This is a genomic window from Desulfosporomusa polytropa (assembly GCF_055380075.1).
In genome coordinates, this window is sequence record NZ_AP042400.1 from 4,955,342 (window position 1) to 4,969,658 (window position 14,317).

Genomic DNA, 14,317 nt, shown 5'->3' on the forward strand with positions numbered 1-14,317 from the left:
CGGGAATTACCTGTAGGCATAAGATTGGAGAATTTTTCTCAATGGAATTGTTAATTGTTGACGGCTATAATGTGATTAATGCTTGGCCTGAACTTATTGCTATTAGAGATAATCTGGAATATGCCCGTGACAAGCTTGTAGATATACTCAGCGAATATGGCGCATATAAAAGATTTAGGACAATAATAGTATTCGATGCGCATATGACAACTGAAAAAAGTAGTAGCCAAAGTCAAGCTGGTGCGCTTGCGGTCATTTATACTAAAGAGGGCGAAACCGCTGATAGCTATATTGAAAAAATGGTTTATGATCTTGTCCGCCACAAAAAACGAATATATGTTGTTACTTCTGACAGGGCTGAACAAATGTTTATTCTAGGCGCGGGAGCCTACCGAATATCGGCGCGAGAACTAAAAAATGATGTTGCTGCTGTCAAAAAGGAAATAGCAGCCAGTCTTTCCACCAAGGTATTAGCGCGAGATCGCCATGAACTTGGCAGTCGTCTGGAAGAAGATATCATGAAACGCCTTAATGCCATGCGACGTGATGGGCTTGACTAACTTTGTTCTAACAAGTATAATCTATTATGACAGACATGCGGCAATGCTGCGGCACTAAGATCTTTAGTGCATTTTTATTTTTTCGATGCTATGCAAATGCTATGCGTGGAAAAGGTAAGGTTAACTCTTACTTTATAGGCAGCAAAAGAAAACTTATGGGGGCGATGCGATGCGAGTAAATACTCAACGCGATCTGTATGGTTGTTTTGATAACTTAACCGATGAAGAAATAGTATTTGACGCCAAAGATAATGACAACACGGTCGCTCTGGAGTATTTGATTAACAAATATCGCAATTTCGTGCGGGCTAAAGCCAGATCGTATTTTTTAATCGGCGCTGAGCGTGAAGATATCATTCAGGAGGGCATGATTGGTTTATATAAGGCCATTCGCGACTTTCGGAATGACAAGCTCTCTTCCTTTAGGGCATTTGCAGAATTATGTGTAACGCGACAGATTATTACTGCAATTAAGACGGCTACCCGGCAGAAACATATTCCTTTGAACTCCTATGTTTCTCTAAATAAACCTATTTATGACGAAGATTCTGACCGTACGCTGCTGGATGTATTGTCTGGTTCGAAAGTGACCGATCCGGAAGAACTGGTGATCAGCCGTGAGGAATTTGTTGATATTGAAGAAAAAATGGGCGAGATTTTGAGCGATCTTGAGTGGAAGGTACTCATGTCCTACCTTGATGGCAAGTCGTACCAGGAGATTGCCGTTGAACTAGACCGACATGTTAAATCGATTGATAATGCCTTGCAACGAGTAAAACGCAAACTCGAACGGTATCTAGAAAACCGCGGTGATGATAGCGATATTCGTGGTGTATATAAAGGTCTTACCAGTCTTAATAAAGATTCTCAGGTAGAGTTAGCTGAATAAGTACTATCTTTGAACAATAACGGCAGCAAAAAATGACACCATGTTCGGTGTCATTTTTTGCATTACTCCTAGGTGAAATGATTTGGATGAGGTGATGAGATTGATCAATGCAAACAAAGTAAAAAGTATTGCTGTACTCACAGGCGGCGGCGATGCGCCTGGGCTGAATGCTGTTATCAGGGCTGTTGTCAGGACCGGGATCGGGCATGGGCTTACAGTATGGGGAATAAAAAATGGTTTTGGCGGTATGGTCGAAAACCAAATTATTGAAATGACAGATGATAATGTAGCTGGCATCTTGCCGCGTGGGGGTACGATACTTGGAACAACTAATCGGGATAATCCATTTAATTATCCCAAGACGGAGGGTGGAAAAATCGTTTATGAGGATATGTCCATCCAGGCGTTGACTAATTTGCGGCAAAGAGAGATTGAAGCGCTTGCAGTGATTGGTGGCGACGGCAGTCTTAAAATTGGATCAGAATTTTATCAATTAGGTTTTCCGGTAGTGGCTGTCCCCAAAACAATTGATAATGATATACCGGGAACAGAGCGGACTTTTGGGTTTGATACCGCAGTCGGTGTGGCTACCGACGCGCTTGACCGTCTCCATACCACAGCTGAATCTCATCACCGGGTCATGGTGTTGGAAGTTATGGGCCGATATGCTGGTTGGATTGCGCTGCATGCAGGGATGGCAGGAGGTGCTGATTGTATTTTGATTCCTGAGATCCCCTTTAATACAGATTCAATTATCGCCAAGATCAAGGAGCGTCAAGAGCGTGGCCGGCTGTTTAGCCTTGTTGTTATTGCTGAAGGGGCTTATCCACAAGGCGGGGAGATCTCAGTATCGCGTATTGTGGAAGGCAGCCATGAGAAAATACGGTTAGGCGGTGCGGGGGAAAAACTGGCTCGGCAAATAGAAGGCCTTATTGGTGTTGAATCCCGTTGTACGGTGCTAGGACACGTTCAACGTGGTGGTACACCAACTGCCTTTGACCGGGTACTAGCTACCCGTTATGGTGTGGCTGCTGCCGAATGTCTGCTAGAAGGAGACTTCGGCAACATGGTTGCTTTACAAAAAAACGAGATTATTCGTGTACCAATCACCGATATTGCTGGCAAAGCAAATAATGTAACTGCCGATAACGAACTACTAAAAGCCGGACGGTCTATTGGAATTTGTTTTGGTGATTAAAAAAGCGGTTATGCGGTTACACTAGCCTAAATATTGCGTAGTTTTCTATGATAGCTGTGCAGTGGAGGGCTGTAATGGAAACCTTGGGCATTACCTTATTTAGGGTAGTTGCAGGCATGGGCGTGTTACTGATCATTATGCTGGCTACTGGCCGTCGCCAGGTGAGTGAGTTTAGCTCCTTTGATTTTTTGACTTCGATAACTATTGGGGCAGTCGCGGGTGCATTAATTGTCGATCATCGGATTGAACTTGCTAGTTCATTGATTGCCCTGTTGGCACTTGGCGGTATGCAACTTTTTTTTGGTTGGCTCAGTATCAAAGCGCGTCCAGTTAATCACAAACTAAACTTTAAACCACTTGTGCTGGTGGAAGATGGTCAGATTATCAAAGAAAACCTCCGTAAAGTACGTATGCCTGTGGAGACATTATTGCAACTTCTGCGGGAAAAGGATGCATTTGATATTACTATTGTAGAACTTGCTATTCTAGAACCGTATGGCAGATTGAGTGTACTTAAAAAAGCAGAGCATTTGCCATTAACGCCTAGCCAAGTTAACTTTAGTGTAAGTCCAAACAGTGTTTTGGTACCGGTAATTTTGGAGGGGAAGCTGCAGGAGAATGCGTTGGCTGAAATGGGACTTTCTCAGCGACAGATTGAAGAATTCCGCCGGCAGCACCAAGACACTATTCACAATGTGTTTATTGCTTTCATGGATCAAAACAAACGGGTACATGTTGTGAATGAAGATGCTCGGGGACCCAGTGTATTTTTGCACTGAAATTCCGGGCTTTTTTATTTTTTTTATAATTAAGCAGGATATTTAGGTAAATATGGTAAAGTAGTAATATCGTCCTATTGGAGTGATAAACATGCTCCTGACAGAGGCCGCAACAAAGACTAAGGAAGTGACTATATGAATGAAAATATCATTGCAGTAATTATTGGTGTAGTAGAGGGAATGACCGAATTTTTGCCGATTTCTTCAACTGGACATATGATTTTGGTTGGTTCGCTGCTCGGGTTTGAAGGGGAAAAGGCCAGTGTTTTTGAAGTATTTATACAATTGGGTGCTATTTTATCAGTATTGATTTTTTATCGTGAAAAGTTTTTGGATATGGTTCGGCCGCGGCCCATTAATATTTATGGAAATGGACTAACCGCTATGCACGTCCTAGTGGGGATTGTACCTGTAATGGGAATAGCATTTTTCTTACATAAACCGATAAAGACGTACCTATTTTCCCCTTATACTGTAATCATTGGCTTGGTAGTTGGGGCAATTTTTATGTTGGTAGCTGAAAAAATGGCAAATCGTCCGACTACGCGTAATGTTGATAGCATGACAATTAAACAGGCATTTTGGGTAGGGCTATTCCAAGTTCTATCTTTGTGGCCAGGATTTTCGCGTTCAGGCTCAACTATTGCGGGTGGCTTATTCTTGGGGATGAGTCGCAAAGCAGCTGCCGAATTTTCTTTTATTATTGCTGTGCCGCTGATGTTGGTTGCCTGCGTTTATGATTTAATGAAGATTGTGGATCAACTGAGTATGGCCGATTTTAGCGTGTTTGCGATTGGCTTTATTGTTGCATTCATTACGGCGTATATATCTATTGTCTGGTTCTTGCGGTTCCTCAATAAATCAACACTGGCCTCATTTGCCTATTATCGGTTTGTTGTTGCCGGTATATCGTATTACTACTTCTTCGTAAGGTAGAAGTAGTAATACATACATGCAAATAAAAGGAAATAAAAGTAATATAATTAACGTCTAAAAGATGTTGACATAGTCTAGAGACTATTATATAATATGTTTTGTCACTGAGACGAGGTCTCAAAAAAATGATGCTGGCGTAGCTCAATTGGTAGAGCAGCTGACTTGTAATCAGCAGGTTGGGGGTTCAATTCCTCTCGCCAGCTCCATTTAAGCAGGGAACCATGTTGTCGCGAGCGGCAGCGAAGTGAGAACATGAATGAGTCGCTTAGTTCCGAGCGTAAGTGAGGAACATCCTAATATCCAATTAATTCCGGAGGGATTCCCGAGTGGCTAAAGGGAGCAGACTGTAAATCTGCCGTCTTCGACTTCGGTGGTTCGAATCCACCTCCCTCCACCAAGAAACCATTTTCTTACATCGCGGGGTGGAGCAGTTGGTAGCTCGTCGGGCTCATAACCCGAAGGTCACAGGTTCAAGTCCTGTCCCCGCAACCAAGTTTATGCTGGTGTAGCTCAGTCGGTAGAGCGTATCCTTGGTAAGGATAAGGTCACCGGTTCAATCCCGGTCACTAGCTCCATAATAATATGGCGGCGTAGCTCAGTTGGCTAGAGCATGCGGTTCATACCCGCAGTGTCCGGGGTTCAAATCCCTGTGCCGCCACCATTACAAATACGATAAAAACGCTTGCAGCAAATGCTGCAAGCGTTTTTAAATTTATTGCAAAGTCCAGCAGGATTTTTATATGACAGATAGAATAATTTAGTTTGATATCAAGAAAAAAATATTGCATAGTACCCGGAAACTATGTATATTGGGAATGATAGTGTGGATAGATAAGGATAGGCCTTGTTTGTCATAAGTATGTATGATAGTAACGCGAAAATATGTAATTTAGGGAGGCAATACTTAAATGGCAAAGAAAAAGTTTGAAAGAAACAAACCGCATGTTAACATTGGTACTATCGGTCACGTTGACCATGGTAAAACTTCACTGACTGCTGCCATTACCATGACATTGGCAAAACACGGTGGCGCTGAGTTCATGGCCTATGACATGATCGACAAAGCACCAGAAGAAAGAGAACGCGGTATCACCATCAACACAGCTCACGTAGAATATGAGACTACTGCTCGTCACTATGCCCACGTGGACTGCCCAGGCCATGCTGACTATGTTAAAAACATGATCACTGGTGCAGCACAAATGGACGGTGCTATCCTGGTTGTATCGGCTGCTGACGGCCCGATGCCGCAAACCCGCGAACACATTTTGCTGTCCCGCCAAGTAGGCGTACCTGCGATGGTTGTCTTCTTAAACAAAGCCGACCTGGTTGATGACGCAGAACTGATGGAATTAGTAGAAATGGAAGTTCGTGAACTTCTCTCCAGCTATGAATTCCCAGGAGATGACATTCCTGTAGTATCAGGTTCGGCCGTAAAAGTACTTAACTGTGGTTGCGCGAAAGCTGATTGCGAATGGTGTGGCAAGATCCATGAACTAATGGCAAAAGTTGACGAGTACATTCCGACTCCGGAACGTGCTACCGACAAGCCTTTCCTAATGCCTGTGGAAGACGTGTTCACTATCACTGGCCGTGGCACAGTAGCTACAGGTCGTGTAGAGCGTGGCGCAGTAAAAGTAGGCGATACCATAGAAATCGTTGGCATGAGCGACAAACCGAAATCGACAGTAGTAACTGGCGTAGAAATGTTCCGGAAACTTCTTGATTCGGCAGTAGCAGGTGACAACATTGGTGCACTTTTAAGAGGTGTTGAGCGTAAAGAAATCGAGCGTGGCCAAGTATTGGCTAAGCCTGGTAGTATTAAACCGCACACCAAATTCAAATCCGAAGTATATGTATTGTCCAAAGAAGAAGGCGGCCGTCATACCCCGTTCTTTAACGGCTATCGTCCGCAGTTCTACTTTAGAACAACCGACGTAACTGGTGTTGTTACTCTGCCAGAAGGCGTAGAAATGGTAATGCCTGGCGACAACATCCAAATGAGCATAGCGCTTATTACCCCAATCGCTATCGAAGAAGGTCTGCGTTTCGCTATTCGTGAAGGCGGCCGTACAGTAGGGGCTGGTGTTGTAACCGCTGTTGAAGAATAATCACCAAAATATTTTTTAAAACGGTATAAACGGGTCACTGTCTGATATAATAATAGAGCGGGGGACAACCCTGCTTTATTTTATTGACATACCCGAGCCTGTGGGCTATTGACACGTTGATGTAATTATGATAAATTGTATTAGTGACATTTAAAAAAAGTGTTATCAATAAATAAGCTAAGATGCTATATTTACTGGTAAGAGAGGTGTAACAGGATGCGCAACGCGGTAACATTGGCCTGCACAGAATGCAAACAACGCAATTATCAGACCAATAAAAACAAAAAAAATGACCCGGATAGATTGGAATTCAACAAATACTGCAAGTTTTGCCAAAAGCAGACGCTGCACAAAGAAACAAAGTAATTCTAATATAGGGTAACTTCGCCACTAGTAGGGGTATAGCTCAATTGGTAGAGTAGCGGTCTCCAAAACCGTTGGTTGAGGGTTCAAGTCCTTCTGCCCCTGCCAAAATGTAGACACAGGATGTGAGAAAAATGGCCGCCCAGGAAACAGCCATCCAGACGAATACATCGCGCTGGAAAAAATTTTTACGGGAAGTAAAAGCTGAACTTAAAAAGGTAACATGGCCAGGCAAATCAGAGCTTATTTCCTTTACTGGGGTTGTATTTGTGACGGTTACTGTTGTCGCGGCCTTGATTTGGGTGCTTGATGCTTCTTTCGCTCAAGTTTTAAAGGCTATTATCAAGTAGACTGGGGGTGGGGGACGCAATACGTCCCTTGAGGCTATGGAATCCGAAAAACTCGAAAAGCATTGGTATGTTATCCATACATATTCCGGTTATGAAAACAAGGTAAAAGCCAATTTGGAGAAGAAAGTTCATTCCATGGCGATGGAAGACGAAGTTTTCCGGGTGCTTGTACCGATGGAAGATGAAGTGGAAATAAAAGATGGTAAGAAGAAAATTACCAAGAAAAAGGTTTTCCCCGGATATGTTTTGGTAGAAATGATTGTTACAGACCGTTCCTGGTATGTTGTTCGCAACACTCCAGGTGTTACCGGTTTTGTCGGGTCGGGAACCAAGCCTATTCCATTGAGTGAGAGTGAGGTAAAACATATTCTCAAATCAATGGGGATAGAAGATGCCAAACCCAAAATTGATATTGAGCTCGACCAATTGGTGCGAATCACTTCAGGTGCTTTCGAAAATTGGACAGCCACTGTAGTTGAGATTAATCCTGATCGTGGCAAGATTAAAGTGCTTGTCAATATGTTTGGGCGTGAAACTCCAGTAGAGCTTGATTTCACACAAATTGCGAAAGTTGATTAAGGAGGTGTAATATAAATGGCTAAAAAAGTTGTAAAGCTTGTAAAACTGCAAGTTCCCGCTGGCAAAGCCACTCCGGCTCCTCCCGTAGGTCCGGCACTTGGTCAAGCTGGTGTCAATATCATGGCTTTTGTTAAAGAATTTAACGAAAGAACGGCCAGCCAAGCTGGTCTTATCATTCCGGTTGAAATTACAGTGTTTGAAGATAGGTCGTTTACCTTTGTTACCAAAACTCCGCCTGCGCCTATTCTTCTTAAAAAGGCTGCTGGTATTGAGACTGCTTCAGGCGAACCGAACAAGAAGAAGGTTGCTAAAGTAAAACGCGACCAGGTTCGGGAAATTGCTGAATCCAAAATGCAAGACTTAAATGCCGCTAGTGTTGAAGCTGCTATGCGGATGATTGAGGGTACTGCCCGCAGCATGGGCATCGAAATCGTCGACTAATAGAGTTGCGATTTTAGTGGGAGGACTATGTACTTCCGTTATTACCACAAAGGAGGATAACTAATATGCCGAAACATGGTAAAAAGTATATTGAAGCTGCTAAGCTTATCGACATAGATAAGCTGTATGATCCTGAAGAAGCAGTAGAACTTATTAAAAAAACTGCTACTGCTAAGTTTGATCAAACGGTAGAAATTGCCGTTAAACTTGGTGTTGATCCAAAACATGCTGATCAACAAGTACGCGGTGCTGTTGTACTCCCTCATGGCACAGGCAAGACTAAAAAAGTTCTGGTTTTCGCCAAAGGCGAAAAAGCTAAAGAAGCGGAAGCTGCTGGCGCAGACTTTGTAGGTGCCGAAGATATGGTAGAAAAAATTCAAGGTGGTTGGGCTGACTTTGATGTTGCAGTAGCCACGCCAGACATGATGGGTATGGTAGGCCGTCTTGGTAAAATCCTTGGTCCTAAAGGTTTAATGCCTAATCCTAAAGTAGGTACTGTTACTCTTGATGTAACACGTGCTATTAATGAAATCAAAGCCGGTAAGATTGAATACCGTACCGATAAAGCTGGTAATATCCATGCTCCTATTGGAAAAGTATCTTTTGACATTGAAAAACTGCTCACCAACTTCCACACGCTGATTGATACATTGATTAAGGTTAAACCCGCTGCGGCTAAAGGTCAGTATATGAGGAACATTTCCTTAAGTACAACAATGGGCCCTGGTGTTAAAGTTAACCCGCTCAAATCTGCCGGTAAAAAAGAATAGTTCTTATGGGCTGTAGACAGCAGGTTGTGTAAAAGTTTGATTAAAACTTTCCTGCCGAGGCCGGGGATTTGCAGCATGTAACTATTAACTAGTTATAATGCGGCCTCCGGTGTTTACGCCGTGAGGCCGCTTTTTGATTTCAAGGATTTTGTTTAAGGAGGTGTAATCTAAATGGCTGTAACTCAAGAAAAACTGCAGACGGTTGCTGGGATTAAAGAAAAGCTCAGCATTACCAAAGGTGCTGTTTTAACTAATTACCGTGGTTTGACTGTAGCGCAGGATACAAAACTTCGCCGTAAACTACGGGAAGCAGGTGTGGAATATCGTGTATTTAAAAATACTATGACCCGCATTGCTGCCAAAGAAGCTGGTATCGAAGGTCTTGATGCTTATCTGGAAGGTCCGACCGCTATTGCTATGTCTTACACTGACCCGGTAGCTCCAGCTAAAGTTATTTCTGAATTTGTAAAAGAGAACAAACTGCAAGCTCTAGAAGTAAAAGCTGGCCTGGTTGAAGGTAAAGTGATTGATGCTAATGGCGTTAAGGCACTATCCAGTTTGCCGTCGCGCGAAGTTCTTATTTCTCAAGTATTGGCTGGCATGCAGGCTCCTATTGCCGGTTTTGTCAACGTACTTTCTGGTTCGTTGCGCAACCTGGTCTATGCGCTTGAAGCTGTTCGCCAACAGAAAGAGTCTGCATAACCAAGGTTATAAGAACAAAATTATTTGAGTGTTACCCGAAAATTAAATTTAACGAAAGTTTATGGAGGTATTTTAAAATGACTAAAGAACAAATTATGGAAGCCATTGAGCAAATGACTGTGCTCGAACTTTCCGAACTGGTGAAAGCTCTTGAAGAAAAATTTGGTGTATCTGCTGCTGCTCCTGTAGCTGTAGCTGCTGCTCCTGCAGCTGGCGCCGCTGCTGCTGCTGAAGAACAAAGTGAGTTTGACGTAATTCTGACCAGCGCTGGTGCAAGCAAAATCAACGTTATTAAAGTTGTACGCGAAGTTACCGGTCTTGGCCTCAAAGAAGCTAAAGAACTAGTTGATGGCGCACCTAAAGCCATTAAAGAAAAAATCTCCAAGGCTGACGCTGAAGCTCTTAAAGCTAAACTTGAAGAAGCTGGCGCATCTGTCGAAGTTAAGTAATTTAAGCTTAATTAAAAGGAGCACCTACTGGTGCTCCTTTTTTAAATTGAAAAGTAATACAAATTAGGATAAAATTTCTTGACATAGTAAAGAATATATGATAACATTATACATTGCCGTACATGTTTATATTGCTATGTCTTAGCAGAGTCTTTAGGCACACCTGTATAAATTATGGAATGGCAGGAAATAGTAGTATAATGGAGGATGAATCGTTTTTCATCGAAAAAAAGGCAAGGTCCTTACCCAAAACGAAAGAACCTTGTTTTGTTTTGTATTTATTTAATTATTCATTTGCGGGCTTAGTATTTGCGAAATATCGTTAGCTTATGTGTAAGCTGCGAATAATGCAACATGCCCAGCAAAATGGCTAAGGGGTGAAGGGGTTAATGTTTAATCCTGTTCCGGTGGGCAAAAGATTCAGGTATAGTTACGCCAAAATTAAAGAAGTGCTGGACATGCCCAACCTTATTGAAATTCAGAAGAATTCGTATCGCTGGTTTCTTAAGGAAGGTTTACAAGAGATATTTCATGATATATCTCCAATTCAGGACTTTACCGGCAACCTGATCCTATCATTTGAAAACTTTACACTGGGCGAACCTAAGTATGATGTTGAAGAATGTAAAGAGCGAGATGTTACCTACGCCGCTCCGCTTCGTGTTAGTGTTCGGCTGTACAACAAGGAAACACAGGAAATAAAAGAACAAGAAGTCTTTATGGGCGATTTTCCGCTCATGACTGACACCGGTACATTTATTATTAATGGTGCTGAACGGGTTATTGTTAGCCAATTGGTGCGCTCCCCAGGTGTATATTATGGTGAGAGCATTGATACCACAGGCAAGAAACTGTATAATGCAACGGTAATTCCTAATCGTGGTGCGTGGTTAGAACTTGAGACTGACGCTAATGATGTTATTTCTGTTCGCGTTGATCGCACCCGTAAATTACCAGTAACAGTCCTTATTCGTTCATTAGGTTTTGTATCTAATGGTGTGATTTCGGAACTTTTTAATGACGATGTTCACATTAGAGCGACACTAGAAAGAGACAACACCGATTCGCGGGAAGAGGCTCTTGTCGAGATCTACAAACGATTGCGTCCAGGTGAACCACCAACGGTAGATAACGCTGCGCAATTGCTCGAAACTTTATTTTTCGATTCCAAGCGCTATGACTTGGCTACTGTAGGGCGCTATAAGCTTGGCAAAAAGTTAGGATGGCGTCGTCGTCTATTAGGGAAAGTTCTTGCTCAGCCGCTGGTAGATAAAGAAACCGGTGAAATTGTAGTAGATGAAAATACAGTCATGGATGAGGATGTTCTTAACCGGGTTGCGGCTGCCAAAGTCTTTGATGGCGAGGGAATTCATGAAGCTTGGATTAAGCAAAAAGACGGTACCTCTGTAAAATTGCTACTTAATTCAGTATTACCATTTACACACCGAACCATTACTAAAGAAGATATCATGGCTTCCATTAGTTATCTTCTTAACTTAATGGAAGGTCATGGAACTACTGATGATATTGACCATTTAGGTAATCGTCGGTTGCGCTCAGTTGGCGAGCTTTTGCAGAACCAGTTCCGTATTGGTTTGTCCCGGATGGAACGAGTGGTTAAAGAACGTATGACCATTCAGGATATTGATGTAATTACGCCGCAGGCGCTAATAAACATCAGGCCGGTGGTTGCTGCCATAAAAGAATTTTTTGGGTCTAGCCAGTTGTCTCAGTTTATGGATCAGACTAATCCGTTGGCTGAACTGACTCATAAGCGGCGTCTCAGCGCTCTTGGTCCTGGTGGCCTTAGCCGGGAACGTGCTGGTTTCGAGGTTCGTGACGTTCACCATTCTCACTATGGCCGTATGTGCCCGATTGAGACACCTGAAGGTCCGAATATCGGTCTTATCGGTTCGTTGTCCACCTTTGGCCGAATTAATGAATTTGGCTTTATTGAGACACCATACCGTAAAATTAATAAGCAAGAACATAAGGTAACAGAAGAAGTATTCTACTTGACGGCTGATGAAGAAGATGAAATGATTGTCGCTCAGGCTAACGATGTTCTGGATGAAAATGGCTGGTTTGTTGAGCCGCGTGTTACCTGTCGCTACAAGAACGAAATTTTGGTAGTTCCGGCTGAAAAGGTTGACTACATGGACGTGTCGCCTAAACAGGTAGTATCTATTGCTACTGCAATGATACCATTCCTGGAAAACGATGACGCCAATCGGGCTTTGATGGGTGCAAACATGCAACGTCAGGCAGTGCCGCTCTTAAGAACGCAGGCGCCACTTGTCGGTACAGGTATGGAATACAAGGCCGCCCGTGATTCTGGGGTTGTAATCCTGGCAAAAAATGCAGGCATTGTTGAAAAAGTAACAGCCACCGAAATTCATATTCGTACGGAAAAAGGTGCTCTTGATACCTATAAGTTACTTAAATACCTGCGTTCTAACCAAGGAACTTGCATTAATCAAAGGCCTATCGTATATAAGAATGATCCTATCGTTAAAGGCCAAGTATTGGCTGATGGGCCGGCCACCGACAAAGGTGAATTGGCTTTAGGCCAAAACGTTCTGGTCGCTTTTATGCCATGGGAAGGCTACAACTACGAAGATGCTATTCTCTTAAGCCAGGACTTAACAAAAGCGGATGCCTTTACTTCTATACATATTGAAGAATATGAATGTGATGCCCGTGATACAAAGCTTGGTCCTGAAGAAATTACCCGTGATATTCCAAACGTTGCTGAAGATGTTCTGCGTGATCTTGATGATCGCGGCATAATCCGTGTCGGCGCAGAAGTTCGTCCAGGTGATATACTTGTTGGTAAAGTAACACCAAAAGGCGAAACCGAACTTACTGCAGAAGAACGGTTATTACGGGCTATCTTTGGTGAAAAAGCTCGTGAGGTCCGTGACACCTCACTCAGAGTACCGCATGGCGAAGCAGGCAAGATTGTTGACGTAAAAGTATTTACCCGTGAAAATGGCGACGAATTACCGCCAGGTGTAAATCAGCTAGTGCGTTGCTATATTGCCCAAAAACGCAAAATATCTGAAGGCGATAAAATGGCTGGTCGTCACGGTAACAAAGGGGTCGTTTCCCGGATATTGCCGAAGGAAGATATGCCGTTCCTACCTGATGGCACACCGGTTCAAATCGTATTAAACCCATTAGGCGTACCATCACGTATGAATATTGGTCAGGTACTTGAAACTCACTTAGGTCGTGCTGCCGCCGCTATTGGTATGCAGATTAAGATGGGTGACCCGACGGTGGTTGACAGGCTGAAGGCAGTCAACTATAATTTCGAAAAAAACGGTATGCCTGTGCCAGATACGGCTGGGGTTCATCTGGCTGTACCAGTATTTGATGGTGCCACCGAGACTGATGTTATTAACACATTAAAAGTAGCAGGGCTATCAGAAGATGGCAAGACTCAACTGTTTGACGGCAGAACAGGTGAACCATTTGACAATCACGTAACTGTTGGTTATGTGTATATGCTCAAACTGCATCACTTGGTTGATGATAAAATTCACGCTCGTTCTACTGGCCCATACTCGCTCGTTACGCAACAGCCGCTTGGTGGTAAAGCCCAGTTTGGCGGTCAGCGTTTCGGTGAGATGGAAGTTTGGGCTTTGGAGGCATACGGAGCTGCCTATACTCTGCAAGAACTATTAACCGTTAAGTCTGACGATGTTGTTGGTCGCGTAAAAACTTATGAGGCCATCGTTAAAGGCGAAAATATACCTGAACCAGGCGTCCCTGAATCATTCAAGGTACTAATCAAAGAGCTCCAGAGTATTGGTCTTGATGTAAAAATACTGACAGAAGATGCCCAAGAAATTATGATTCGGGATTCAGATGAAGATATCAATGAGACAGCTAAAGAATTAGAACTAAATATTGGCAGTGATATGCCACAAGCCGCCGTTGAACGCAAAAAGTCGGATTTTGAGGCTGATGTGGTTGACGAACTAGAAGCTAATGATGATATCGAACCACTGGAAGAAGAACTTGATATTATTGCTGAAATTGGCGAAATGGAGCCTGATCTGGCTCACAGAGCCAGTGAAGATGAGTCCTCTGAAAGTAATGCTGCGAAGCTCAAGAAAAATGCTAAAAAGTCTATTTCCCATGAGGATTTAGAAGAAGTTCTAGACGATGAGGATTTAGACTAG

General features: G+C 43.1%; 14 protein-coding genes, 6 tRNA genes and 1 other annotated feature. All 20 genes read left to right on the forward strand.

The window, feature by feature from the left end; translation table 11 throughout:
* Positions 1-41 precede the first annotated feature (41 nt).
* The 20 genes from ACZ449_RS24815 to rpoB all read left to right on the forward strand — a co-directional run bounded on the left by ACZ449_RS24815 (position 42) and on the right by rpoB (position 14,317).
* Positions 42-560, forward strand: coding sequence for an NYN domain-containing protein (locus ACZ449_RS24815; RefSeq protein ID WP_464258712.1), 519 nt, complete (start codon positions 42-44; stop codon positions 558-560).
* Positions 561-729: 169 nt separating this feature from the next.
* Positions 730-1,449 (forward strand): RNA polymerase sporulation sigma factor SigH, encoded by a 720-nt coding sequence (gene sigH, locus ACZ449_RS24820; RefSeq protein ID WP_464258713.1) that lies wholly within the window; start codon positions 730-732, stop codon positions 1,447-1,449.
* 91 nt (positions 1,450-1,540) lie between these two features.
* A complete protein-coding gene (locus ACZ449_RS24825; RefSeq protein WP_464261942.1) occupies positions 1,541-2,647 on the forward strand; it encodes a 6-phosphofructokinase in 1,107 nt (368 codons plus the stop codon).
* Positions 2,648-2,721: 74 nt separating this feature from the next.
* Positions 2,722-3,426 (forward strand): DUF421 domain-containing protein, encoded by a 705-nt coding sequence (locus ACZ449_RS24830; RefSeq protein WP_464258714.1) that lies wholly within the window; start codon positions 2,722-2,724, stop codon positions 3,424-3,426.
* 135 nt (positions 3,427-3,561) lie between these two features.
* Positions 3,562-4,362 (forward strand): undecaprenyl-diphosphate phosphatase, encoded by an 801-nt coding sequence (locus ACZ449_RS24835; protein WP_464258715.1) that lies wholly within the window; start codon positions 3,562-3,564, stop codon positions 4,360-4,362.
* Between the two features lie 130 nt (positions 4,363-4,492).
* Positions 4,493-4,568: transfer RNA gene (locus tag ACZ449_RS24840), tRNA-Thr, on the forward strand.
* Positions 4,569-4,674: 106 nt separating this feature from the next.
* Positions 4,675-4,759: transfer RNA gene (locus tag ACZ449_RS24845), tRNA-Tyr, on the forward strand.
* Between the two features lie 19 nt (positions 4,760-4,778).
* A tRNA-Met gene (locus tag ACZ449_RS24850) sits at positions 4,779-4,854 on the forward strand.
* Positions 4,855-4,861: 7 nt separating this feature from the next.
* Positions 4,862-4,937, forward strand: a tRNA-Thr gene (locus ACZ449_RS24855).
* Between the two features lie 9 nt (positions 4,938-4,946).
* Positions 4,947-5,023, forward strand: a tRNA-Met gene (locus ACZ449_RS24860).
* A gap of 247 nt (positions 5,024-5,270) precedes the next feature.
* The gene (tuf, locus tag ACZ449_RS24865) at positions 5,271-6,473 is read left to right on the forward strand and encodes an elongation factor Tu (protein WP_464258716.1); all 1,203 of its coding nucleotides are present in this window, start codon (positions 5,271-5,273) and stop codon (positions 6,471-6,473) included.
* Between the two features lie 216 nt (positions 6,474-6,689).
* Positions 6,690-6,839: a 50S ribosomal protein L33 gene (rpmG, locus tag ACZ449_RS24870; RefSeq protein WP_464258717.1), complete on the forward strand. Its 150-nt coding sequence runs from the start codon at positions 6,690-6,692 to the stop codon at positions 6,837-6,839.
* Positions 6,840-6,868: 29 nt separating this feature from the next.
* Positions 6,869-6,944 (forward strand) — tRNA-Trp (locus ACZ449_RS24875).
* A 26-nt stretch (positions 6,945-6,970) separates the two neighbouring features.
* Entirely contained in the window at positions 6,971-7,186 is a 216-nt protein-coding gene (gene secE / locus ACZ449_RS24880) for a preprotein translocase subunit SecE (RefSeq protein WP_464258718.1), read from the forward strand.
* Positions 7,187-7,222: 36 nt separating this feature from the next.
* Entirely contained in the window at positions 7,223-7,765 is a 543-nt protein-coding gene (gene nusG, locus ACZ449_RS24885) for a transcription termination/antitermination protein NusG (protein WP_464258719.1), read from the forward strand.
* Between the two features lie 15 nt (positions 7,766-7,780).
* Positions 7,781-8,206 carry a 50S ribosomal protein L11 gene (gene rplK / locus ACZ449_RS24890; RefSeq protein WP_464258720.1) on the forward strand — a complete coding sequence of 142 codons (426 nt, stop codon included), beginning with the start codon at positions 7,781-7,783 and terminating at the stop codon, positions 8,204-8,206.
* Positions 8,207-8,271: 65 nt separating this feature from the next.
* Positions 8,272-8,976, forward strand: coding sequence for a 50S ribosomal protein L1 (rplA, locus tag ACZ449_RS24895; RefSeq protein ID WP_464258721.1), 705 nt, complete (start codon positions 8,272-8,274; stop codon positions 8,974-8,976).
* Positions 8,969-9,121 (forward strand) — a sequence feature (ribosomal protein L10 leader region). (Overlaps the previous gene by 8 nt.)
* Positions 9,122-9,147: 26 nt before the next feature.
* Positions 9,148-9,678: a 50S ribosomal protein L10 gene (gene rplJ / locus ACZ449_RS24900; RefSeq protein WP_464258722.1), complete on the forward strand. Its 531-nt coding sequence runs from the start codon at positions 9,148-9,150 to the stop codon at positions 9,676-9,678.
* Between the two features lie 77 nt (positions 9,679-9,755).
* A complete protein-coding gene (gene rplL / locus ACZ449_RS24905; RefSeq protein ID WP_464258723.1) occupies positions 9,756-10,127 on the forward strand; it encodes a 50S ribosomal protein L7/L12 in 372 nt (123 codons plus the stop codon).
* Between the two features lie 389 nt (positions 10,128-10,516).
* Entirely contained in the window at positions 10,517-14,317 is a 3,801-nt protein-coding gene (gene rpoB / locus ACZ449_RS24910) for a DNA-directed RNA polymerase subunit beta (protein ID WP_464258724.1), read from the forward strand.

Coding starts and splice junctions, on each gene's coding strand:
- rplA (WP_464258721.1), top strand. CDS start 8,272: ATGCCGAAACATGGTAAAAAGTATATTGAAGCTGCTAAGCTTATCGAC.
- sigH (WP_464258713.1), top strand. CDS start 730: ATGCGAGTAAATACTCAACGCGATCTGTATGGTTGTTTTGATAACTTA.
- rpmG (WP_464258717.1), top strand. CDS start 6,690: ATGCGCAACGCGGTAACATTGGCCTGCACAGAATGCAAACAACGCAAT.
- ACZ449_RS24815 (WP_464258712.1), top strand. CDS start 42: ATGGAATTGTTAATTGTTGACGGCTATAATGTGATTAATGCTTGGCCT.
- rplL (WP_464258723.1), top strand. CDS start 9,756: ATGACTAAAGAACAAATTATGGAAGCCATTGAGCAAATGACTGTGCTC.
- rplJ (WP_464258722.1), top strand. CDS start 9,148: ATGGCTGTAACTCAAGAAAAACTGCAGACGGTTGCTGGGATTAAAGAA.
- rplK (WP_464258720.1), top strand. CDS start 7,781: ATGGCTAAAAAAGTTGTAAAGCTTGTAAAACTGCAAGTTCCCGCTGGC.
- nusG (WP_464258719.1), top strand. CDS start 7,223: ATGGAATCCGAAAAACTCGAAAAGCATTGGTATGTTATCCATACATAT.
- rpoB (WP_464258724.1), top strand. CDS start 10,517: ATGTTTAATCCTGTTCCGGTGGGCAAAAGATTCAGGTATAGTTACGCC.
- tuf (WP_464258716.1), top strand. CDS start 5,271: ATGGCAAAGAAAAAGTTTGAAAGAAACAAACCGCATGTTAACATTGGT.
- ACZ449_RS24835 (WP_464258715.1), top strand. CDS start 3,562: ATGAATGAAAATATCATTGCAGTAATTATTGGTGTAGTAGAGGGAATG.
- secE (WP_464258718.1), top strand. CDS start 6,971: ATGGCCGCCCAGGAAACAGCCATCCAGACGAATACATCGCGCTGGAAA.
- ACZ449_RS24830 (WP_464258714.1), top strand. CDS start 2,722: ATGGAAACCTTGGGCATTACCTTATTTAGGGTAGTTGCAGGCATGGGC.